The organism is Butyrivibrio sp. AD3002 (assembly GCF_000420905.1).
GTDB lineage: Bacteria > Bacillota > Clostridia > Lachnospirales > Lachnospiraceae > Butyrivibrio.
This window is the reverse complement of record NZ_ATVV01000005.1, coordinates 59,364-82,308: the sequence shown is the minus strand read 5'-3', so window position 1 is coordinate 82,308 and position 22,945 is coordinate 59,364. Positions and strand designations below refer to the sequence as shown.

19 protein-coding genes are annotated in these 22,945 nt (G+C 42.7%); 1 reads left to right on the top strand and 18 read right to left on the bottom strand.

Annotation, left to right across the window (positions count from 1 at the left end; all coding sequences use genetic code 11):
- The 16 genes from G596_RS0105500 to rpmG all read right to left on the bottom strand — a co-directional run bounded on the left by G596_RS0105500 (position 1) and on the right by rpmG (position 19,270).
- Positions 1-1,521, bottom strand: coding sequence for a hypothetical protein (locus G596_RS0105500; RefSeq protein ID WP_022760843.1), 1,521 nt, complete (start codon positions 1,519-1,521; stop codon positions 1-3).
- Between the two features lie 70 nt (positions 1,522-1,591).
- Complete coding sequence (locus tag G596_RS0105495; protein WP_022760842.1) at positions 1,592-2,821, bottom strand: hypothetical protein; 1,230 nt, start codon at positions 2,819-2,821, stop codon at positions 1,592-1,594.
- A 13-nt stretch (positions 2,822-2,834) separates the two neighbouring features.
- A complete protein-coding gene (locus tag G596_RS0105490; protein WP_022760841.1) occupies positions 2,835-4,103 on the bottom strand; it encodes a leucine-rich repeat domain-containing protein in 1,269 nt (422 codons plus the stop codon).
- A gap of 207 nt (positions 4,104-4,310) precedes the next feature.
- The gene (locus G596_RS0105485; protein ID WP_022760840.1) at positions 4,311-6,440 is read right to left on the bottom strand and encodes an NAD(+) synthase; all 2,130 of its coding nucleotides are present in this window, start codon (positions 6,438-6,440) and stop codon (positions 4,311-4,313) included.
- 20 nt (positions 6,441-6,460) lie between these two features.
- Positions 6,461-7,369, bottom strand: a complete 909-nt coding sequence (locus G596_RS0105480; RefSeq protein WP_022760839.1) for a class I SAM-dependent DNA methyltransferase — start codon at positions 7,367-7,369, stop codon at positions 6,461-6,463.
- A 133-nt stretch (positions 7,370-7,502) separates the two neighbouring features.
- Positions 7,503-8,021 carry a COG2426 family protein gene (locus G596_RS21075; RefSeq protein ID WP_242829167.1) on the bottom strand — a complete coding sequence of 173 codons (519 nt, stop codon included), beginning with the start codon at positions 8,019-8,021 and terminating at the stop codon, positions 7,503-7,505.
- A gap of 90 nt (positions 8,022-8,111) precedes the next feature.
- Positions 8,112-11,534 (bottom strand): Ig-like domain-containing protein, encoded by a 3,423-nt coding sequence (locus G596_RS0105470; RefSeq protein WP_081646649.1) that lies wholly within the window; start codon positions 11,532-11,534, stop codon positions 8,112-8,114.
- Between the two features lie 193 nt (positions 11,535-11,727).
- Complete coding sequence (gene hisC, locus G596_RS0105465; RefSeq protein ID WP_022760836.1) at positions 11,728-12,795, bottom strand: histidinol-phosphate transaminase; 1,068 nt, start codon at positions 12,793-12,795, stop codon at positions 11,728-11,730.
- A gap of 95 nt (positions 12,796-12,890) precedes the next feature.
- Positions 12,891-14,030, bottom strand: a complete 1,140-nt coding sequence (locus G596_RS21070) for a YncE family protein (RefSeq protein ID WP_022760835.1) — start codon at positions 14,028-14,030, stop codon at positions 12,891-12,893.
- Between the two features lie 150 nt (positions 14,031-14,180).
- Positions 14,181-15,209: a glycosyltransferase gene (locus G596_RS0105455; RefSeq protein ID WP_022760834.1), complete on the bottom strand. Its 1,029-nt coding sequence runs from the start codon at positions 15,207-15,209 to the stop codon at positions 14,181-14,183.
- Between the two features lie 113 nt (positions 15,210-15,322).
- Positions 15,323-16,753 (bottom strand): CapA family protein, encoded by a 1,431-nt coding sequence (locus tag G596_RS21065; RefSeq protein WP_022760833.1) that lies wholly within the window; start codon positions 16,751-16,753, stop codon positions 15,323-15,325.
- A gap of 125 nt (positions 16,754-16,878) precedes the next feature.
- Positions 16,879-17,568: a 50S ribosomal protein L1 gene (gene rplA, locus G596_RS0105445; RefSeq protein ID WP_022760832.1), complete on the bottom strand. Its 690-nt coding sequence runs from the start codon at positions 17,566-17,568 to the stop codon at positions 16,879-16,881.
- Positions 17,569-17,582: 14 nt separating this feature from the next.
- A complete protein-coding gene (gene rplK / locus G596_RS0105440) occupies positions 17,583-18,008 on the bottom strand; it encodes a 50S ribosomal protein L11 (protein ID WP_022760831.1) in 426 nt (141 codons plus the stop codon).
- Between the two features lie 173 nt (positions 18,009-18,181).
- Positions 18,182-18,835, bottom strand: a complete 654-nt coding sequence (nusG, locus tag G596_RS21060) for a transcription termination/antitermination protein NusG (protein ID WP_022760830.1) — start codon at positions 18,833-18,835, stop codon at positions 18,182-18,184.
- A gap of 9 nt (positions 18,836-18,844) precedes the next feature.
- Positions 18,845-19,066: a preprotein translocase subunit SecE gene (gene secE, locus G596_RS0105430; RefSeq protein WP_022760829.1), complete on the bottom strand. Its 222-nt coding sequence runs from the start codon at positions 19,064-19,066 to the stop codon at positions 18,845-18,847.
- Between the two features lie 54 nt (positions 19,067-19,120).
- Positions 19,121-19,270, bottom strand: coding sequence for a 50S ribosomal protein L33 (gene rpmG / locus G596_RS0105425; protein ID WP_022760828.1), 150 nt, complete (start codon positions 19,268-19,270; stop codon positions 19,121-19,123).
- A gap of 365 nt (positions 19,271-19,635) precedes the next feature.
- Between rpmG and fliD the strand changes: the two genes are divergently transcribed.
- Positions 19,636-20,931: a flagellar filament capping protein FliD gene (gene fliD / locus G596_RS0105420; protein ID WP_022760827.1), complete on the top strand. Its 1,296-nt coding sequence runs from the start codon at positions 19,636-19,638 to the stop codon at positions 20,929-20,931.
- Positions 20,932-21,013: 82 nt separating this feature from the next.
- Here fliD and G596_RS0105415 read toward each other — a convergent pair whose 3' ends face one another.
- Together G596_RS0105415 and G596_RS0105410 are read right to left on the bottom strand one after the other, a co-directional pair.
- Positions 21,014-22,282 carry a UDP-galactopyranose/dTDP-fucopyranose mutase family protein gene (locus G596_RS0105415; protein ID WP_022760826.1) on the bottom strand — a complete coding sequence of 423 codons (1,269 nt, stop codon included), beginning with the start codon at positions 22,280-22,282 and terminating at the stop codon, positions 21,014-21,016.
- Between the two features lie 167 nt (positions 22,283-22,449).
- Positions 22,450-22,782 (bottom strand): hypothetical protein, encoded by a 333-nt coding sequence (locus tag G596_RS0105410; protein WP_022760825.1) that lies wholly within the window; start codon positions 22,780-22,782, stop codon positions 22,450-22,452.
- Positions 22,783-22,945 lie beyond the last annotated feature (163 nt).

Below are 22,945 nucleotides of genomic sequence, written 5' to 3'. Positions count from 1 at the left end.
CTATTCAAGATATGAAGACAGCGCTTTGTCGTTATGATGAGGGCTGTCTTTTTCTATGCGCTCAAGGTACTCATAGAAGGCATAGGAAAACTGCTGGTGCGATATATGGAATACCGTCGTAGGCGCACTTGCACCTGCTATTATCGTATCCGAATCGAGATGAGTCATCATGATAATTGAAGATGGAATCTGATTCACAGCTATAATTCTGTAGCCCTCGTATTTTTCCGACAACTCGGCTGCATGCTTTAAATGTCTTAAGTATTCATCACCGGTATATCTGTAATCCGCACTTCCGTACATATCGGCAAGCGGCAGCGGTGCACCATTCGCCATCAGCTTGTCCTTATCGGGGAGCGCGATCATTTCGGTAATCTCCCCTCCCCCTTCCAGCACTCTTATCATATTTTCGTTTAGTGCCTTGGAGACATTTATAACATCAATGCTCTTTGCCCTCTTAGCTATGGCTGCTGCTATATCTTTAGGCATGGTCCAGAGTGACGGCGCGGGACTTGACAGGAAAAATTTCCCCGCCACTGCATTTTCACCAAGCAGAATATCCGTAAACCTTTCCCTGTCCTTAGAAACGTACATCTTCATAAGAGGTCTGCACATGCCAAGATAATTCTGATACTCTGCTTCAAGCGCAGATACCGCCTCTGTATTTCTCACTAGGAAATTTACCATCCCCTCTGTTTTGTCACCCACAGAGGTCGAAATAAGTGCAGAATATCCCTTGGCTATAAACAGAGATCGCCTGTATATCTTGTCACGCATTTTAGGACAGTAATAGGGCTCAATGGCACCCATTGCATATAGAGGAAGCCACTTTCTTATCGCTTCCATCATCTCCGTAAATTCGCGTCCTATCGTATGTATTATCTGTATATGTGAGCCGCTTTTAATAAGGCTTACCAGAAGCCCCGTCCACTCTCTGGCAAAAACAGGATTTTCGTAGAGCCAGCTCATATCCTCATCCGAATACAGATAAAGCAGGAATGGCCTTTTTTGCATAAGAAGCGATGAGAGGAATCTTTTTACACTGTCACGTTTCCCCTGGTTCCCATAGAACACTCCCACCGGGATGACTCTCTCGTCGCTCTCCGCAGACGCTCCAAAAGAAGCCGGCGCATCAAACATATCCGGTCTGGCCTTGTCATAACTTTCCAGCATCTGCGTAATATCGTCGATTAGTCCGGACATGGAACCGCCGTGTTCATCCTTGCTAAGATCATCCTGAAGCCAGTTATAGATCAGTTTCTCAAGCTCATCCTCGTCGATGGGCACATACTCATCTCCCCTGATCATTTTGGAGAGTGTCTCGAGCTGGTACCTGTCTTTTATGTTTCTGGAAAAGTAAGCCGCCACAGGCCTTGAAAAAGGCTGGCTCTTGGGAATGCCACGGCTCCCTGATCTGATCCTGCTAATGTAAGAAGGATCAAACGAGAGAGCCTTGCCAAGCGCTGAATTGCGCGTATTTGTGATGTTCATTAGAAAATCAAGCTTTTCAGAAATATTCATTTGTTATACCCCACAAGAAAACCAATCTTCTTAATGTAAAGTATAACATTTTTGTCATGAAATGTGCCAATCAGTCTTTCTTTTTCCCTAGAATTGAAGAAACAGCATCATCATAGGTTACTGTGCCGTGACACACAACCTTTCCTTTCTGATCGAATTCAAAGGTAAGGACTATAGCAAAGCCATCACCCGAATATGCATAGACACCGGTGCTCTCATCATAATCCTCAAGATCTGCCATCGTCATCTTATTGTCAGCGGTATTTGTGTTTGTCTCACCGGAAGCTGTCACTGTCTCATAGGTCATAAGATAATCGCCCACCAGATCTTCTTTTGAGGGAATCTTATTTACAGCTCCTGATACCGAATTACTATCGCCTTTGATTGTGATATCACTTACAACCTCCATAAGAATGTTCTTAAAAGTCTCGGTTGAAAGGTAGGGTTCGGTGTTGCCAAAGTAATAAAAGCGTCTGTCAATGACGGTCATATAACTGTACAGATTCATCGGACAGGACACATCCTCAACTGTGAAGGTCGACTCACAAATCAGCCCCTTTCTTCCACCAATCTGCACTTCTTTTCTGCTGATAAGTTTTTCGGAGCTTTCAAGATAAACATCAGCAAAGGTCTCCAGAAGCTCATCATCGGAAATTTTATCGAAAGCAGAATCCGTCAAGTCATCGGTATGAGCAAGCAGAAAGGCAGGAATTTTATCGGAGTAATATATATAAAGTGTATCCGTTGATTCCTCGGTTTTAAAGGCTGATGAGGTCTTAAATGTAGCTTCCCCATATGTGTATTCACTGTCCAGAGCGTTTTTTTCCACAGCATAGTCGCAAAATGAAAGTCTGTAGGAATTATCGGTGCTTTCCATTCTGTAAAAGCCCGCATAAATATCCGAATTTATGAAGCTAACTTCAGGGATGCCGAGATTTTGAGAAGTCCCGGTGTATTTTCCGAAAACGCGAAGATCCTTGTCAACTGCCTGTGCTGCGAGCGCATAGAAGCTTGACGTTCCGCTTTCGCCGCAATAAGCTGCCCATTCACCATTCACTGTTCTTATAATAATGGATTTTGCCTTTTCATTATAGGAAATGCCTCTTCCCTCAATCCACACAAGACTATCCTTAACGGATGCATCTTCATTAGCGTACTTTTCGTAGTCGCTTACCTTTTCAAAACCGTCAGTATAAAGCGCATCCTTTACATCCGCTTCTTTCGTCTTAGCCTTTGCGGAAAACGGCAAAAGCATACACATCGCACAAATTATCAGCGCACCTGTGAGTCTTTTCTTCATGAGCAGATCCCCCTTATTTAAATTTTGCATTCTCCGAAGCACCCGCTGCTATAAACAGTTCCCTGTACTTCTTTTTCTTACCCCCAGGGAAATTATATTTTGCTTTTTCAGGTGTACCATAAAAAGCATTCTCTCCAACATATGTAAGTTTCTTTGATTTTATTTTTATCGTCTTTAGATTCCTACATTCACTGAAAGCCTCATCTCCTATAGATTTAAGATTTGCACCAAGTGTTACCGATTTAGCTTTGGCACCCTTTAAAGCACCTTTCCCAATTTCTGTAATCTTGTATTTTTTCCCTTTGAATGTTACGGTCTCCAGCTTTATTTCTGCCTTCTTATTCTTTTTCTTATCACTTATCCCGATAAGTCTTGCTGTCTTTTTCGATTTGCTGGTTATGTAATAAGTCAGTCCGTCTTTTTCTACAAAAACATTGCCATATCTATACTGCGTGCCATTGGCTGTTGGAATGGTTCCATAGATTACTTCCAGTTCTTTCTTGAAGGTCACCATATCGGAACCGCTTACATCTGCTGTAGCAACAGTATCTCTGATATGTGTGGTATGTTGATTCGCTACCTTGTAGCTCTTCATCTGCTTGGTTGTAAGACCAAAGAAGTCATGTCTTCCAAGGCTGTCATCCCATGTCGCATCTACCTCATACCATTCTCCATCATCGAGCTGGATAATGTTCCAGGCATGTCTTTCGCTTCCTCCTGCATTACTTGCAGTTCCCGTAACCATATAGCATGGAATATCTCTTAAATCGCACAAAAGCTTGTAGGATGCAGCATAGCCTGTGCATGCCGCTTTTCCGAGGACAAGAGCCTCATAAGCTGACTGTGCTCCGTTAACCCCGTTTCTGTCATAGGAGACTGCTGCCATTACCTTGTCATAGAGTCCCAGCGCTATCTCAAATCTAGTACTTCCGGATACACTTGCAGCAATTGACGCCGCCTTAGAAAGGGTCTTCGCGCCTTTATCCGCAGATATTCCCTTGTTATAATCAACAAATGTCGCCGGATGATCGAAGGCATAGGCATAGGCCCCCGGAATATATTTAGTTCCGCAATCCCAGAGTTCCCCGTTTGCCAGTTCTTTTACCTGGTTATATCCTTCTTTGTAAATACCCGTCAAATGACTTGCATAATTACCATCTGTCTTTACATAATCAGCATAAGATGATGGCACGGCAGCTGCCGTCTCCATCCCAAATGAATTCAGTATTACTGACGCACAAAGTACAGCCGCAATATATTTCCCTAACACTTTTCTTATCATGGATTGCGCCCTCCATTACAAAAAATCCCTGCAATCTTATTTTTTCAGATTGCAGGGATTTTTTCATTACTTATAGTTGCATTGACAATGACAATTTTTTTGTCACGGTTCATGCCATCATTTTTCAGACTTATTTAATTTTTTATTAAGGCTTTAAAAAGTTTCTATTCGAAGTATTTATAAGATATTTCTAAAGCCTTCTTTATCTCACATCCACAGCGCAAAACTTGCATCGGATGGCATTCTGAGATCGCCTCTCGGAGAAACAGCCACCGATCCGACCTTCGGTCCGTCAGGCAGACAGCTTCTCTTAAACTGCTGCGTGAAGAAGCGCTTGCAGAATATATCAAGCCACTTGTTTATTGTGGCATGGTCGTATATCTCCTCACCGTCTTCCACCTCTCCCGCACTCTTCTTTGAGCTCTTCTTTTTACCCTCTGAAAAAGCGAGATAAGCAATTCTTCTGATTTTCTCCTTGGAATATCCCCACCTCAACATGTAATACAGGAAAAAGTCATGCAGCTCGTAAGGGCCCACAATGGACTCTGTCTCCTGTGAGATTTTACCGTCAGTAGGCGGAAGAAGCTCGGGGCTTACAGGCGTATCGAGGACATCAAGAAGAACCTCTCTTACTGTCTTTACTTCCGAAGTCTTTGCTTCTTTTGCTGAAGTCTTCTTTGAGGTTTTAGCTGCTGTCTTCTCGCCTTTCTTATTTGGAACAGAAATCACAAACGGGCAGGTATCTGCGTAGTATTTAACCAGATGCCTTACAAGTGTCTTCGGAACACCGGCGTTAACACCGTACATTGACATGTGGTCGCCGTTATAGGTCGCCCATCCAAGAGCAAGTTCGGAAAGATCACCGGTTCCAATGACCATTCCGCCCTTCATGTTCGCAATATCCATAAGCACCTGTGTGCGCTCTCTCGCCTGGCTGTTTTCATAGGTGACATCGTGCTTATCTGGATCCTGTCCTATATCCTTGAAATGCTGGGTCACAGCCTTCTTGATATTTACCTCCTGAAGTGTTGCTCCGAGAGCCTTCGCAAGGCTGCATGCATTGTTATAAGTTCTGTCTGTTGTCCCAAAACAGGGCATTGTAACTGCAATAATTCCGCTTCTCTTAAGACCAAGCGAATCAAATGCTCTCGCTGTGACGAGGAGTGCCAGTGTAGAATCAAGTCCGCCGGAAACACCAATTACAGCTGTTTTGCAGCCTGTATGCTCCAGACGCTTTTTAAGTCCCATTGCCTGTATGGAAAGAATCTGCTCGCATCTCTTTGCACGCTCGAATTCAGATGAAGGCACAAAGGGCTTTCTGGGGAATTTTCTATCCAGCTTTGTCTTTGTAAATTCTATATCACACTCAGCTGTCTCAAAATCATCTTCACTATGCTTTGTAACAAAGGTTGTGGTCTTTTGTCTCTCATGAAGGATTCTGTTTATATCAATGTCAGCGTAAGTGATTCCGTTTTCAAAAAGTGTCTGCTCGGCAAGAATTGTTCCGTTCTCGGCTATGATATTATGTCCGCCGAAAACAATATCCTGGGTCGACTCTCCCTCACCTGCAGAAGCATATACATAGCCTGCGATAAGTCGTCCGCTCGTAGCCTGCACGAGGCTTCTTCTGTAGGAGTCTTTTCCGATAAGATCATTCGACGCCGAGAGATTCACAATTATGGTCGCTCCCTGCTGCGCATAGGCTGTGGAAGGTGTGTCCGGCACCCACAGATCCTCACAAATCTCGCAGCCTATCTTCAGTCCGTGCATCACTTCTGACAGATCAATTATCTCTCTTCCAAAGTCGAAGCTGTCGATATCGTCCTCATCCTCATCGTCGTCTTCATCATCCCCGTCATAGTCGGAATATTTAGAACCTCCGACATAATCATTAAAAAGATTCTCTGCGGACACGTAGACTGTCTCATTAAAATCAGCCCCACTCTCAAAATATCTTCTCTCATAGAATTCCCCGTGATTAGGAATGTTTATTTTGGGGATCATCGCGCATATCTCGCCCTGATTGATAACGGCAGCGCAATTGTAGAGCTTGCCGTCGTATTCAAAAGGAACTCCCACAAAAAATACGGCGTCAAGGTCTTCGGAATGGCTTACAATTTTGCCAAGTGCCTTCATTGCTCCCTTGAGTAATGCATCCTGCAGGAACAAATCTCCACAGGTATATCCTGTCACACAAAGCTCAGGGAAAACGACTATCTTTGCACCCTTTTTCACCGCTTCATCCATCTGCTCCATTATTCTGTCAGCGTTATAAAAAGGGTCAGCGACCCTGATCTTCGGAGTGGCTGCTGCCACCTTAATAAATCCGTCTTTCATAGTTTATGTATTCTCCTCTATTAGTTCATTAACTTACCATGCTCTCTCGCAAGCACGTAGATTCGTTCGCTATCCTCTGTTGGCTGATCGTGCGTATCCGCATCTATTGCGGTTATGAAGCTCATCCCCGCCTGTTCGATAAATGCTTTCATCTCATCTAAAGTGTACCCTCTCTGAAGGTGCGTCTCTATAGATCTCTCAAAGAGTTCCTCTTCCTTGTCGCCACTCTTATCTTTTTTCACGAAAAGTGTGAGATCATATTCATTTATATTTGTATCGATGTCGAAGAAGTTTTCCCAGATAAAACTGCAGTCCTCACGGTTCTCCGCAATTGTCACGTTTCCGATAACATCTCTGTATTTGTGCAGGGTATTGAAATCGAATAAAAACAGTCCGCCGGGATACAGATAATTATTCACCTTCGTGAATGCCTTCCGTATCTGCTCGTCCTCAATGAGATAGTTTATGCTGTCGCAAACGCTGACTATCGTCCCTGCGGTGCAGAAAAGATCAAGCTCGCACATATCCTGCTCAAGGTACATGATATCAAGTCCCGCCTTTTCCATCTTGTTTCTGGCTATCCCCAGCATTTCTCCGGAGTTATCTATGCCTATCATATCATAGCCAAGTTTAGCCATCTCCTCGGTAAAGCTGCCGGTGCCGCAGCCAAGCTCTACCACCAGGTTCTGCTCCTGCAGAAGTAGTGCCTCTTTGTCCTCTTCTTCCTCTTCTCCCGGCTGTGAGGTGGGGGCGTCAATATCCTGACTTTCTGCCCCGTCTTCCTGCGTGGGGTCCTCACTTTTTTTCTTGTAAGGAACAGAAATCCCATATCCCGAAATAAGCCGCGATATATACGCAGCCCAATCGTGATATGGGGTCTCGTCCATAAATTCATCATATACTTTTGCAAAATCGGTATAGGCTTCCATAATCATCTACTCCCTTATTGCTCTACATTTTATTCTAACAAAAATACGTTCCCAAAAAAATAGTGCGATTAAATCTCGCCTCTTACGCATAATTGATTTAATCGCACCATTATTTTTTCACTTACCTGAAATATCAGCCCGCAACACCAACAATAGCGCTGGTAGTAACGAAACTTATAATTCCCATGATTGTACCTGCAAGGGCTATGCCTCCGATAACAGCCATTACGCTTTTCTTAAAATCCATATCGAGGATAGAAGCTGCAAGTGTTCCTGTCCATGCACCTGTTCCCGGAACAGGGATTCCTACGAAAAGAAGAAGAGCCCAGTATAGTCCGCCTCCTGCTTTTTCCTGAAGTTTCATTCCACCTTTTTCACCCTTCGTAAGGCAGAAGTTAAAGAATCCACCGATTACAGGCTTGTCCTTTCCCCACTCAAGAAGTCTTCTTGCAAAGAAGAAAATGAATGGCATAGGGATCATATTTCCAACAGCTATAATTATATATCCAAGGATAAGATTAAAACCTGTTGATGTAAGCGTAAAGCCATGCGCTACAGGTACCGCTCCACGAAGTTCAACAAGCGGAACCATTGAAAGCAAAAATACAAAAATATACTGACCAACTAACGATGTTTTAAAAAAACTAAGCATACAAACAGCCTTTCCGATAAAAATCACCTTTAACCAAAACACTCCAAGGCACAATTTTACCAAAACGCTGCTTTATCATCAAGTTTTATTTCACTTTACAGTTACTCTTATTCTCTTACCCACTCCGTTCTGGGCATATACATATACCCAGGCTTTACCGGGTTTAAGCCCCTGAATAAAGCCTTTTTTATCCACTCTTACTACGTCCGGTCTGTCGGTCTCATACCTGAACTTCGCTATGTGAATATTTACCTTTTTATCATACTTGAAGGATGCCGAAATCTTTACTATTTCATTCTTTTCTATCTTGTACTTCCTTTTTTTCACCTGGACACTGGTCGGATTGCCACGCCTCTTTGAGCATGTCAGCGCATGAACGGACTTGGAGGTACTGATCCTATTTATCGTGTCTCCTTCCATCTTATAAGCAATAACCAGGTATTTATAATACCTATCCTTCTTGACCTTCTTTGGAGACCATGAAGTCTTTTTATTGTTCTTGATGGTGGTGATATATTCCATCTGTACCCCGCAGGGTGAACCATATATCATGTACCCCTCTGCTTCCGGTATCTTGTTCCATGAAAGCTTCAGCGTCTTTCCCTTAGGTTTAAGCTTTGCTGCAAGGATATAATACTTGGTATCCTTTACATCTGTTTTATCTGTATTGGTCTCGGCAATTTCCTTATCTATTGCAGGTTTATTGACCGCGTTCTCCGGGTCCACTTTTTCTACTAAAGTTGTGGTTATGCACTCCGGGGCACTATCCTTATGGTTAGCATCTCCCACAATTTTGTACCAAATGTAGTAAGTACCTGCCTCTTTCGCCTTTGGAACTTTTGTTGAAAAAGAACCGGCATCCGGAGGTGTGGTATCGTTCGTGCCCAGTGCATACAGAATTGTACCCTCGGCAGTACTTCCAAGATTAGCAAGCGCTACATCTAAATCGCCACTAATTAGCTGATTCCCTGTAGGCCTGGTTATATAATTTGACGGTACTTTATTGACCTTAACCCTGACGCGGGCAGTATCAGTTCCTATGTAGCTGGTTCTATCATAAGGAGTGAAAACCACCAGATATTCAGTGTAGTTACTGTCTGAAACTTCAGGTCTGGTTGTAGGTTCTGCCCATGCAAAGGTTCCCTGAACATTAGAGACTCCGCCTGAAAGCACACTACTTGCAAGTGACTGCCCATAATCAATCTCTGATGCCACCGGAGGCGTAATGATTCTCGGAGTATTACCTATCAAAACTGTAGTAACATATTCCGGCGCACTATCCCTGTGATTCGCATCGCCAACAATCTTGTACCATACATAATATGTTCCCGGATTTTTAGCCTTGGGTATAGTAGTAGAAAAGGCACTTGCAGCAGGCGCTGTAACTGCATCTGTTCCCACTGCGTACAAAATGGTTCCATCGGAGGTGCTTCCCGGATTAGCGAGTTCTACCTCACTTTCGCTGCTATCCTGATGTTTTCCTGTAGGTCTGGTTACATAGTTGGAAGGCGCCTTATTTACCTTAACCTTTAAATATGTAGTAGCTGTCCCAACATAACTGACTGTATCATTAGGTGTAAAAATAACCATGTATTCCGTCACCTCACTGTCAGAAACAGCAGGTTTTATAGTCGGCTCAGCCCATGTAAAAGTTCCGGGAACATTTCCTACGCCGCCTGAAAGCACACTATCTGCCAGTGACTGCCCATACTCAATTTCAGATGCCACAGGAGGAGTTGTTATGATTGGAACTCCTTTGAGTATAATCCATGACTTACTACCTGTCCCCGTATAATTGCCGCTCCCGGTTACAGTTATTTCATATCCCGGTGATTCGTTTATATCGGTTGCACTTCGTTCGCCGGTCACAGTATAATCTGTACCTTCAGTAAGAACTTTATTCCCTTTTGTAACAATCACTCTGGGTGCCTTACTGCTTCCATCATAATCAAAATGGGTTGGGGATAGAGCCAGGTCATCACTCGTAATAGTGACCTGATTTATTTCAAAGTCCTTAGTGATCGTCACAGTATTCGCACTAGTCCCATCAGAAACAGTGGCATATGCTGTATATTCACCGGCATCACTGGGCGGCCCGGCAAGATCAGATGTCGCCCCTCGAATCTTGTACTTGGGTTCACTTACTTCTATTTCATCAGGAAAATCGCTATCTTTAGTGACCTGAGCCGTAACAAGCGTTCCATCATAGGGTTTACTTTCATCTGAAACACTTATAGTTGCGGTATATTCACTGCCTTGAGTGTATGGGCAGCCAGCCACAGTACATTTTACTTTTGCAGTATCCTCAGGTGCCTTGTTAATCACCCAATTATGAGCATGTATTGGCCCATCAATTAAACGAGGAGCGCCGGCGTAATCTGTCTCATGATCTCCTTTTACAATCTCCGCCAAATAATATATTTTATCTGTACTGCTATCATAAGTACTTGGTAAATTGTTTGTATCAAAAGTAACTCTTCCATTTGTCGAAACAACACCACCTACCGGCTCTAATTTGCCATAGTATTTGCAGGTTCCGGTATAATCATTTAATACACCACTTGATGGCAGCTCTGAACTAGTTATAAGAATTGATATTTGGTTTACATCCCCGGCCTTACTTCCTGTAAGTCTATATGGAATTGAAAGAATATCACCGTTTTGAGTCATCGTACCAGTGGTAGGAAATTCAATACCAATGTCACTGTCTCTAAGTGTGAGTTTATACTCATATGGTCCTGATAATCCGCCAGAGCTGTTACAACGAGATGTAAATAATACAGAATTCAGGTCAATATTAAATGCAGGACTTACCCCCGCATAGCTACCATCAAAATGTGAAAAATATCCGCTAGATGTAACCAACATATCATAGCCACAAGTAGCATTATTTCTTGTAGCTATGCATATGGATCTTGTTAACCATTGAGTTTGTCCTGCTCCGCTTTTTGCTCTTTTATCATCCGCCAAACCTGAAGATGACGAATTGAAACCATATAAACTATTATTTAACTCAGCCACATCGAGCTTAAATATATGCTCTCCATTTAACGGTGTAAATTGTCTTGTTGTCATCACCGTGTCACCTGTAGTCGGATTTGCCTTCACACTTGCAGCTATTGCTGATTCTTCCATAGCTGTAAACACACTTCGATTGTGTAAAAAATAATCACTGTTTAAATCATGATATGAACGCGTAGGATGACTAAATGATTCTTTATAAAGTATGCTGTCACAGTCCAGAAGCATAGTCCTGCCACCAAAATCAGTTGTGTCCATTCGAAGTACGCGATATTTTACAGGCTGACCATCATATTTCCCATAATAAAGATATGCCCATGATTTTCCTACACCCGGATTTCCTATAAGCCTTGTTCCAAAACAGGTAAATCCTTTATCCGCTGCCTGTGCAGTCACATTTTGGGTTAGAAAAGTACCTGTAAAGCTCGTCAGACACAAAATCGGAATCATTATTTTACTTATTAAGTTGTTAAAAAACGAACGTTTTTTCATATCATGTCAGTCCTTTAGGGTATAGTTTGGTTAGCATACTTCATATTAATCTTCGCAAACCCCGGGCGGCTTTTCAATTAATTAGGACTAAACTTTCTATTAGATTTTAGTAAACGATTTTTTATTACATAGGTGTTTTCTATGTAATAAAAAACTGCCGGTTTTTATACCGGCAGGCCTTATTTGCAATATGCTATTTTTCTGAGAGATAATCCTTCAAAAATGCGACAAGCTTATCCATCTCCTCGTCTGTTCCGATGGTGATTCTGAGATAATCAGCTATCCTTTCGGCATTCCAGTGTCTTACGTAAATTCCTGCTTCTTTCAGGGCAAGGAATAACTCTTCACCGCTCACCTTATCATGCTTAGCGAAGATGAAATTGGCCTTGGAATCCGGGAATGTAAATCCCAGCTCTGCAAGTTCCTTCTTTACCCGCTCTCTGGTATTAATGATTTTCGCACAGGTCTCCTTGAAGTATACATCATCCTTGATTGCAGCTACGCCCAGCTCCAGTGATGGTCTGTTCATGGTGTAGGAATTGAAGGAAAATTTCGCATCCTTCAGATATCCTATGAGTTTCTTCGAACCGAAGGCATATCCTATTCTCATTCCCGCCATAGCCCTGGATTTGGAAAAAGTCTGCACCACAAGAACATTGTCATATTTTTCAATAAGCGGAAGTGCGCTCACTCCGCCAAAATCGATATATGCCTCGTCAACTATGCAGACAGAATTAGGATTGTGAGCTATTACCTTCTCAATCTCAGACACAGGTTCAAATATCCCCACCGGTGCATTTGGATTTGCAATAATCACTCCTCCATTGGGATGATTTTCCTCGTAGTAGTCCTCAAATCGTATCTTAAAGTTCTCATCAAGCGGAATCTGCTCGTAAGGCACCTTGTAAAGCTCCGCCCAGACATCATAGAACGAATAAGTGATATCCGGGAACAAAACCGGCTTATCCGAGTTAAAGAACGTAAGATACGCCATCGATAACACATCGTCCGATCCTACGCCTACAAATATCTGATCCTCCGGGACGTCATAATATCTTGAGAGTGCCTCCACAAGTACCTCGGCCTCCGGATCCGGATAAAGTCTCATATCCTCATATTTCATATTCTCAATAAGAGTGTTGACAGCCGGCGCCGGCGGATATGGACACTCATTTGTGTTTAGCTTTATTATGTTTTTATTCTTGGGCTGTTCGCCCGGAACATACGGATTTACTCTTCTTACGGATTTTTCCCAGCTCATAACTCGCTCCATTTCTGTTGTTTATGATACTTTAACATATTATCACGCTAAAGCATAAAAGTGCAAGCCAAAATTTTTCTTTTACTTCCGTACTTTTAGTACAACGCCTGAACATCCGTTATCTCATCATTTTCAATCTTATAGCTCCACACAGAATGCCCCGGAACCCTGTGCTCCGTTAGATACAAAGTATCCCCAACCCTGGTGATATTATATGGAGTCCCTCCGCCAACAAAATACTCACTGTAAATCTCCTCGTAATCGCCGCTTAAAAGCCCGTGAAGATCCTTGGTCCTTATCATGGTGGCTGCATCCTGATTGCCTGTTATATCGGTCGAAACTGTTATGTAGAAGTATCCTCCATCCTTTCTAAGAGCCACCATTCCCGCCATATCATCCGGGACCTCTATCTTTTCCTTAATCTCAAAGCTATGCTTATCACACACCAGTATCCCCGATGCCTGTCCGTCAGAGCCTATTCCGGAAACAAAATAAATCTCTCCGCCATCAATGTAAAATGACCTGATATAGGTGTCCTTTGTACCCGCATCCCTTATCTCTGTCAGGTACATCTTCGTATCGTCCGCAGCATGCCTGAAAATGTACATCTCACCGGTTGTCGAGCTCCATACATAAAAGGCTTTATCCTCTTCATCATAAACTGTATAATGAGGTCTTTTCCCAATATCATTAAAAAGCTGAGTATTCACATAGGAATCGCCTCTCTTTTCATACACAAGGACTCTGTTATTCTCTGTATCATCAACCAGAATAACGCTGCCATCTCCTGCAATCGTATGAGGCTGCTTTGCTTCTTTAGTCAGAACCCGCCACTCATTTAGCGGCGCTGTCATATTGTCGTTATATATAATTTGATCGTGATAGCAATCCACAATAAACCATTTATCGTCAATCCTAGTAACAAAGGTCGGAACACTTAATGAAAATTCTGTATTGAAAGCATTCTCACCCTCCTGCAAACTCTGATCGCTTTCTACATCTCCGCTTTGCATCAAAACTTCCTCAGATTCGTTTAAGTAGCCGTCTTCAGGCCTAAAATCCGCAGTTTCAACAGTGTCATAATCTTTCTCAGTATTCGTTATCGTCACCTGTCCATTTCCCGTTTTACTGCATCCTGCAGCAAGACCTGTACCCAGAAAAATAGAAGGAATCAGCACTATTACAGAAAGTGCCTTATATAATTCAGCTTTTATAGAATTCTTCTTTATTTCCATACTTACACCCAAAAAACATATTTATTAGGAATTACGGTGTAATTTCCCATAAGATAAAAAGCTGCTTTTTTTCAGCAGCTTTTTTAATAACAAATATAACTCAATGAAAAAGAAATATCTTTTCCCCAAAATAACCTCTTATGAGCTTATTCAACTGGGATCCGGAACTACCCAGTGATTAGCTTCATTTTCATAATCCTCCGCCTGCTCCAGATTACCCATCTCACGGTAGCACTCAGCAATCTTATGGAGAGCCATATCTCCACCGCGGTGAATATCAAGAATCGGTGAGGTCTCATACGCAGCATTATAATACCAAACTATTGCCTCTACGAGATCTCCCTTGTTTCTGTAATAACTTCCAAGTTCATAGCACATCTCACTTGAAGGAATGGTCGTGAGATCCTTCAAGGAGTACTTCAGTATCTCCTCAGCTTTCCCATCAATAACCGCTATGTGTGCAAGGACACATGCCGCCTCCTTTATCTGGTCGAGATCACGGCCATTGTCCTCAATCGACTCCTCAAAGAACTCCTTGGCAAGCATGAAGTCCTCATCCGTTCCAACCATGTAAAGTTCTCTGGCATACATATTGTGAAGGCGCTTACTGATATACTCACCTTCTCTGATAGCCCTTCTGAAAGCAGCCAGATCTCTCTGTCCATGATCTTCTGTCGGATTGTGCTTAATCTCAACTTCACTGTTGCAGACAGTGGAATCGAGCTTTATCATCTCATGGATCGGATCGTGCCACACATATTTACGAATTCTTCTGAAAAGCTTAGGTCTAAGCTCTCTGTCATAATTATATACAGTATTATGGCTAAGCTGATTGCAATAATACATCTGAACAACATCAATATTCAGCTCATCAATATCCTCTTTGAGCTGTCTGAAGCGTTCCTGGTTTTCCTCGTCTATCGTCTCATCAGCATCCGCAGAATAGATGAAATCACATGTAGCCTGCTCAAACGAATAGTTCCTGGCATCCGAAAAGCTGCCGGTCCACTCAAAATCAAACACCTTGGCCCCATAAGATTCCGCAATCTCTTTGGTCCTATCAGTTGAACCGGTATCAACGATAATCATCTCATCAACAAGATCTTTCAGACAATCCAGACAGGTAGCCAGTTTATCCTCTTCGTTCTTAACGATCATACACAAGCTTACAGTAATCATAAATTATCCCTCATAATCTGCGAAATACCGACAATATTTCACTTATATATTACTCAAAAAGCCATTTTATGTCAATGATAACGGTTGCCTAGGAATATATATCCAAAACCTGTCTATTGAATAAAGCCGTTTTCATCCAAGGCAACACCGGGTGACATTTCACGCATGTGATTTAGGATTGCGGTTTTTCGTTCGCCTGTGGCTTCGTTAACTGTACAGCCGCTTTGCACACAGGGCACGAATTGCAGACCTGTGTGTCCGTCGGTATAGATATTAACGCGTAGAAGTCCTGTATTAAGATCCTTGGAATTAAATAAAAAATTACCAAGACTATATATAACCGGAACGCCATCTATATATCCTATTTTCTGTAATATATGCGGATGAGCTCCAACTATCAGATCCGCCCCTGCTGCAATAATCTCCGGTCCCTGTTTCTGTTGCCACCAGTCAATAGTTTCATCATTCTCAGTTCCCCAGTGGATACATACTATCGTATATGCACCGGCAGCCTTTGCCTCCTTAATTCGACTAAGGAGCTTTGTTATATCAAGACATCTGAAAACTCCGGGCGATGTATCTGTGGCACCTCTTGTGTCAGGATTGTCTATCCTTTCAATCTCTGTAGCGGATATAATAGCTATTTTTATACCATTACTCGACGTGTAGTAAACAGGATGTGAAGCCTCCTCAAGATTGGCGCCTGCGCCTATTCTGGCAACCCCGACACTATCTAAGGTGGAAAGTGTATCAAGAAGCGCCTGCTCCCCATGGTCATATGCGTGGTTGTTTGCGAGTGTAGCTACATCAACTCCCATCTGGTTAAGCAGCGCTGCCGATGACGGATCAGCCCTAAAGGTAAAGGTCTTTCCTTCTATCGGAGTTCCTCTGTTGGAATATGGAAACTCGTTATTTACTACCATAATATCGGCACCGCGCATATATGAAAGAAGGCTTCCACCTATCACACCCTCTATTCCGCCTCCATTCTGGCGGATTTTGTTCATAATTGCATACCCCGGGTCAAAGAGGATATCTCCTGCAAAAGCAAGGGAGACATAATCCGAGTTGGCCGGCGTTATATTGTACTCCCAATTTGCTCCTGAAATATAAGTTTCTCCTGTACTCTCCACAGCCTCTCCAGCGTCATCTGCTCCTTCGCTGCTCTCATCATTCTGGGATTCATCTCCACTCTCTCCGGAACCTTCCGCTGTTTCTTCACTCGCAACAATCTCAGTATCATTTTCACCATCAGCAAGAGCGTTATCCGCTGCGGTAGCCTCACCCTGCAGACTAACATCAGCAGTTCCACCTATATCATCCGAACGCTTCTCTGAAAACGGAAGCCTTGCAGCTACTGTCTCCTCTTCAAAAACATCCGCTTCTACAGTTTTTGTAGTCTTCCCTGCTTTCATGCTAAGAAGTGCGACTCCACCAATTGAAACAGTAACTAAAAAAGCGCATACAAAAGCTATTACAGCCTTGTTTGCACCTGCAAAAAATCCGGTTTTCTCATTTTGATAGTCTAATTGTTCTTTTTTCATACCTATAGCGCAGAGAATAACTCCCTGTTCGTCTCCTCGCTTCTAGAATAGCATATTTGCAAAGAAAAAGCACAAAATCTTGCGATTTTGTGCTTTCTGATAACATCATATTGGTATATAACTTATCAATACTTGTTTGATACAACCTTGACACCAGGGCCCATTGTTGTAGCAAGTGAGATGCTCTTAAGGTACTGACCCTTAACTGTTGAAGGCTTAGCCTTAACAATAGCATCCATAAGAGCTGTGTAGTTCTGCTCAAGCTGCTCTTCTGTGAAAGATGCCTTTCCGATAGGGCAGTGGATGATGTTAGCCTTGTCAAGACGGTACTCAATCTTACCAGCCTTGATATCGTTGATAGCCTTTGTAACATCCATTGTTACTGTACCAGCCTTCGGGTTAGGCATGAGACCCTTAGGTCCAAGAACCTTACCAAGACGTCCTACAACACCCATCATATCAGGTGTAGCAACTACAACGTCAAAGTCAAGCCAACCTTCGTTCTGAATCTTAGGAATAAGCTCCTCGCCACCTACATGGTCAGCGCCGGCAGCCTGTGCCTCGTCAAGCTTTGTTCCCTTAGCAAATACAAGAACCTTAACAGTTTTACCTGTTCCGTGCGGAAGAACAACCGCACCACGGATCTGCTGATCCGCATGACGACCGTCGCAGCTTGTACGAATGTGTACTTCAACAGTCTCATCAAATTTTGCAGTAGCAGACTTCTTTACTAAAGAGATTGCTTCTGCAGCTTCATACTGCTGTGCTCTGTCGATGAGCTTAGCAGCTTCAACATACTTCTTTCCGTGTTTCATCTCTCAGTCCTCCATCAGTCTTCTACTACAACACCCATGCTGCGTGCAGTTCCAGCGATCATGCTCATAGCACCTTCGATATCAACTGCATTCAGGTCAGGCATCTTTGTCTCTGCAATTTCTCTGATCTTATCCTTAGAAATTGTTGCAACCTTGTTCTTGTTCGGAACACCAGAAGCCTTCTGGATGTTGCATGCCTTCTTGATAAGAACTGCTGCAGGCGGAGTCTTTGTGATGAATGTGAAACTTCTGTCTGCATAAACTGTGATGACAACAGGAATGATGACATCACCCTTGTCAGCTGTCTTAGCGTTGAACTGCTTTGTGAACTCAACGATGTTTACACCATGCTGACCAAGTGCCGGTCCAACCGGGGGTGCTGGTGTTGCTTTACCAGCCTGGATCTGTAACTTAATGTATCCTTCGACTTTCTTTGCCATAATGGCACCTCCTAGAAATAATGTGGTCAGGCGCATTCCATGTGCATTTCCGCGCTCTCATATGAAAGCAATACACAAATGCTCCCACTCCAGTTCCCATGAATTGAAATATCTTAATTTCAACTCATCTATATATAGTAGATTGCTCTACAATATACCAAAATTATTATATATTAGCTTGTCACCTTACGAACTTCTGAGAAACCAATCTCAACAGGAGTCTCTCTGCCAAACAGATTAACATTGATTGTAGCACTCTGTTTACCGAAGTCCATACGCTGTACGATACCAACTGTACCATTCCATACGCCGGCAACAACAGCAATCTCGTCGCCTACACCGAAATCGACAGTCATATTCTCTGTCTTGATTCCAAGCGGCTTGATCTCTGCATCTGACAGCGGCACCGGCTTACTTCCGGGTCCTACAAAGCCTGTAACACCTCGGGTATTACGAACCACATACCATGTCTCGTCATTCATGTCCATGTTTACAAGAACATAGCCGGGGAACATCTTACGGCTTACTGTCTTACGTGCGCCATTCTTCATCTCAACAACATCCTGAAGCGGTACACGAACCTCAAATATCTGATTCTCAAGATGACGGTTCTCAATAGTCTTCTCAAGGTTAGCCTTAACCTTCATCTCATAGCCTGAATATGTATGAACAACATACCAATGGGCATTCTCATGAGCAGGAGCCTCTGCGGATTCCTCACTGCCTTCAGCAGTCTCGTTTACAGCTTCAGCAGCCTCGTTAGTGCTCTCCTCTGCTGATCCCATAGTCAGATCGAGTTCATTTTCATTCTGCATCTCTTCTGCCATAACACTCCTTTATCCAATCTTGGTGATGAAGTTAATCAAATAACCAAAAGCATAGTCAAACACAGCTATAAGAGCACCAATAATAACAGAAATGATAACTACAGCAGTTGTCTGCTTGTAAATATCCTCTCTTGTAGGCCACATGATCTTATTGAACTCAGCCTTAATACCTCTAATAAAAGCAGATACTTTGCTCTCCTGTGCATTCTTTGCAGCATTATTTTCGCTCATATCAACTAAACTCCCTTCAACTCAAGGACTTCCTCTACCTATATTATAGTAGAATTACTTTGTCTCCTTGTGCGGTGTGTGCTTCTTGCAGAAAGGGCAGTACTTCTTGATCTCCATTCTGTCAGGATGTGTCTTCTTATCCTTTGTTGTGTCGTAGTTACGGTTTTTGCACTCTGTGCAAGCAAGTGTGATTCTTGTACGCATTGTTCATTCCTCCGTGCGTTATTCTAAAAGGTTTACCGCCTATTTTAAGGCATAAAAAAAAGACCTAAATTTCTGTCGCTTGTATAATATAGCATAGGTCTCCTGCTGAGTCAACATCTTTTTATAAATTATCTGCTATATGCACCTACTTATAATACAACCGTTAACGTAATCGGTCAATTAGTAAATATTCTTAACCGACTTTCTTCTATTTTAAGAATATGTTTATACTTATTTAATTGACGCTATTGACTAGGGGATGATAATGTTAAGGTAATAAAACATGTCTTTGTATGCCCTCGTGTCGGTTGCCAAAGGAATGGCAGAAGCACTCGCACGACATCAAGGAAGAAAGGAGGGGCAGCATGGCAGGCATTAGTGTTAATGAAGCTTATAATCATTTCGCGTCAACATACGTCGCAAAAGAGAATGCGAATGTAGACAAGCATAAGAAAAGCGAGCTGCAGAGTGTCTACAAATCCATCGCACGGATCAACAGAAAATCCCCTCTTCATGTTTTAAAACAGGATGATAATGCTCAGGCTGAGGCCGTGGGCATTAAAGAGCATGCCCGGACTCTTAGAAGTCAGCTGGATGCAATCAGCGGCGAAGAAGATGCAGCTCTTAGCAAAAAATCAGCTATTTCATCAAATCCTGATAAGGTAGCTGTTGAATATGTAGGAAAAGGCCAAGGAAACACATCCGAATTTACAATCGGTGTTGATCACCTCGCAACGAATCAGATCAATGCCGGTCATTTCCTAGTACCCGATGAAGAGGTTGCTCTCCCCAAAGGAAGCTACGCATTTAATGTAAGCATAAACGGTCATGACTACGAATTCCAATATAGCATTCGGGATGGCAACACCAATCATGATATTCAGGCTAAGCTGTCCCGTCTTATTAATAAAGCAGGCATCGGACTTATTGCCGGAATGCAGGAGGATGCACAAGGAAGAACCACATTGATTATCGGTTCGAGCGATACCGGCCTTAAACCCGGACATACGCATCGCTTCGAAGTAAGCGAATCTCAAATCTCAGAGAATCCGCACAGTGTATCCTATTTTGGACTTAACCTGATAGCACAGGAACCTACAAACGCACATTTTTATCTGAATGGCACGGAGCACAGTTCCTCTTCCAACAGATTTACGGTTGGAAATGAATTTGATATCACTCTTAGAGGCGCAACAGATCCCGCATCTCCCGTCTCGATCAGTATAGAGGATGAGAATGATGCTCTCGTAGAAAATGTCCGCTCCCTTATAAACGGATACAACGGATTTATAGACAGTGTCAGTGATGTTCACGATGCCGGATTCAAGAGCACCAAGCTGGTCGGAGAAACCATAGCAATTGCCGAAAAGCATCTGACAAAGATGGATAATTATGGTATTTCCCTAAATGAAAACGGACGAATCGATTACGATTCAGGGCTTTTGAGAGAAAAATCCGCAAAAGGTCCTCCCAAGGAAGTCCTACATCCACTCATGGATTTTGCAAAAGCGCTTATCCAAAAGACCGATGAAATATCTATAGATCCAATGAAGTATGTAGAGAGACCCGTATTCAATTACAAGGATCCGCACGGCAGCAACACACCGTCGCCATATATCACAAGCGAATACAGTGGTATGATGTTTAACAATTATTGTTAACAGTCCGTTCAAATAACAAATAGGTGCACAATAAATCTCGTTGCTTACGCATAATCGATTTATTGTGCACCTATTTTTATTTTCACATTCCTTCTACCATTTCCAATGCGGCGGCGATGACCTGATCCATATTGTAGTATTTGTACTGACCAAGGCGGCCTCCAAAGAGAACGTCACCGAAATCATCAGCGAGCTTTTTATAATCTTCAAAAAGCTTGTTGTTTTTCTCGTCGTTCATCGGATAGTAAGGCTCATCACCGGGCTTCCAGTCCGCAGGATACTCTTTTGTGATGATGGTTCCTTTGCCGGTACCGAATTCAAAGTGCTTGTGCTCAATAATTCTGGTATAGGGCACTTCACGCTCTGTATAGTTTACAACTGCATTTCCCTGATAGTTATCATTATCGGGAAGATCCTTTGTCTCAAATCTGAGAGATCTGTACTCGAGATTACCCAGCTTATATCCAAAGAATTCATCTATCATACCTGTGTATAGGATCCTGTCAAAAGTATCCCCATCAGTCGATGCGAAAGGTTTTGCAGGTACATCTCCATCCATTTTCACGAAATTCTTGAATTCAGTTTCAGTCTTTACAGTTATGCTTCCGGTCAGGTTATTTTCAGATGCAACATCTGAAGGCTCCAAAAGAAGAAGCTTCTTAATAGCGCCGGTATAGCCTCCCATTGGGATTCCCTGATATCTGTCATTAAAATAGTTGTTATCATAGATAAATCTGAATGGAAGTCTTCTTATAATAAATGCAGGAAGTTCCTTGCAGTCCTTACCCCACTGTTTCTCTGTATAGCCCTTAACAAGCTTCTCAAATACATCTCTGCCGGCAAGGGAAAGTCCCTGCTCCTCTAGATTAGCTGCTTCAAAGCCTTCGCGAATATCCTCTCCACTGGCCGCTGCCACATCGAGCTGTTCTGCTGCTGCCTCATCGCCATTTGCAGCGCGTTCCTTCAAGATACGTTTCACTTCCTTCTTTGCCTGCTCATCAATAATGGCACGGGCTTCATCCGGTGTTCTGATTCCCCAGAGCTTGCTGAAAGTATTCATGTTAAAAGGAAGGTTATAAAGTTCATCGTGATATACCGCCACAGGTGAGTTTATATACTGGTTAAACTCAGCAAAGCGGTTTATGTATTCCCATACCTTCTTGTCGGATGTATGAAAAATGTGGGCTCCGTACTTATGGACGTTAATTCCCATTCTGTTTTCAGTATAAATATTGCCGCCGATATGGTCTCTTTTATCTATTACAAGAACATTCTTGCCTTCTCTTGCCATCTCATGTGCAAAAACGCAGCCGAAAAGTCCTGCTCCAACTATCAAATAATCGTATTTCATTTTTCCCTCCAAAACCATGTACATAATACCGCAGAAGATAACTAAGTATGCGGCACAATCCCACCATCATGACAGGACACTTGAAATAGTATCATATTTCAGGGCAAATAGAAACCCGGAAGGATTTCCTTCCGGGCCGGTAATCTTCATAATATAAACGGTAAATCTTATGCCTGGTATTTTTCAAGGGCTGTCATGTCGCTCATATAATCAAGCACCTTTTTGCGGCCAACCTTGTTGAGCTTAACATACTGCTGCATCACACGATTCTCTACAATCTTGTTTCCAAGATCTGTTCCCTTCTCCAGTGTGCTGAAATCAACAGGATTAAGGTTGAGCTTGTCGCACATACGAATAACGGTACCATAGGCCATGCCCTCAATACCTCTGTCAAGTGCTGTTACCAATGTGCTATATGGAATCGACATATCAATCGCGAATTGTCTGACACTCTTATACTGTGCTAAAATTTCTCTCTTAAGTATCTCAGCTTTTGTCATTACATATACCTCCTATCCGTAATATTTATTTCAGGTCTCCTTACCTGGCCACAATAGTAATAATAAAATGCAATCAGATACTTCTGTAGCATTTACAAGTATAACGTATGAACGTTTTTTCGTCACTTATTTTTTTCTTAAATTTTGTGATAATATTCAATAA

Bases quoted from the DNA above. Each gene is read 5' to 3' on its own strand.
- G596_RS0105500 (WP_022760843.1), bottom strand. From the start codon at position 1,521: ATGAATATTTCTGAAAAGCTTGATTTTCTAATGAACATCACAAATACG.
- G596_RS0105495 (WP_022760842.1), bottom strand. From the start codon at position 2,821: ATGAAGAAAAGACTCACAGGTGCGCTGATAATTTGTGCGATGTGTATG.
- G596_RS0105490 (WP_022760841.1), bottom strand. From the start codon at position 4,103: ATGATAAGAAAAGTGTTAGGGAAATATATTGCGGCTGTACTTTGTGCG.
- G596_RS0105485 (WP_022760840.1), bottom strand. From the start codon at position 6,440: ATGAAAGACGGATTTATTAAGGTGGCAGCAGCCACTCCGAAGATCAGG.
- G596_RS0105480 (WP_022760839.1), bottom strand. From the start codon at position 7,369: ATGGAAGCCTATACCGATTTTGCAAAAGTATATGATGAATTTATGGAC.
- G596_RS21075 (WP_242829167.1), bottom strand. From the start codon at position 8,021: ATGCTTAGTTTTTTTAAAACATCGTTAGTTGGTCAGTATATTTTTGTA.
- G596_RS0105470 (WP_081646649.1), bottom strand. From the start codon at position 11,534: ATGAAAAAACGTTCGTTTTTTAACAACTTAATAAGTAAAATAATGATT.
- hisC (WP_022760836.1), bottom strand. From the start codon at position 12,795: ATGAGCTGGGAAAAATCCGTAAGAAGAGTAAATCCGTATGTTCCGGGC.
- G596_RS21070 (WP_022760835.1), bottom strand. From the start codon at position 14,030: ATGGAAATAAAGAAGAATTCTATAAAAGCTGAATTATATAAGGCACTT.
- G596_RS0105455 (WP_022760834.1), bottom strand. From the start codon at position 15,209: ATGATTACTGTAAGCTTGTGTATGATCGTTAAGAACGAAGAGGATAAA.
- G596_RS21065 (WP_022760833.1), bottom strand. From the start codon at position 16,753: ATGAAAAAAGAACAATTAGACTATCAAAATGAGAAAACCGGATTTTTT.
- rplA (WP_022760832.1), bottom strand. From the start codon at position 17,568: ATGAAACACGGAAAGAAGTATGTTGAAGCTGCTAAGCTCATCGACAGA.
- rplK (WP_022760831.1), bottom strand. From the start codon at position 18,008: ATGGCAAAGAAAGTCGAAGGATACATTAAGTTACAGATCCAGGCTGGT.
- nusG (WP_022760830.1), bottom strand. From the start codon at position 18,835: ATGGCAGAAGAGATGCAGAATGAAAATGAACTCGATCTGACTATGGGA.
- secE (WP_022760829.1), bottom strand. From the start codon at position 19,066: ATGAGCGAAAATAATGCTGCAAAGAATGCACAGGAGAGCAAAGTATCT.
- rpmG (WP_022760828.1), bottom strand. From the start codon at position 19,270: ATGCGTACAAGAATCACACTTGCTTGCACAGAGTGCAAAAACCGTAAC.
- fliD (WP_022760827.1), top strand. From the start codon at position 19,636: ATGGCAGGCATTAGTGTTAATGAAGCTTATAATCATTTCGCGTCAACA.
- G596_RS0105415 (WP_022760826.1), bottom strand. From the start codon at position 22,282: ATGAAATACGATTATTTGATAGTTGGAGCAGGACTTTTCGGCTGCGTT.
- G596_RS0105410 (WP_022760825.1), bottom strand. From the start codon at position 22,782: ATGACAAAAGCTGAGATACTTAAGAGAGAAATTTTAGCACAGTATAAG.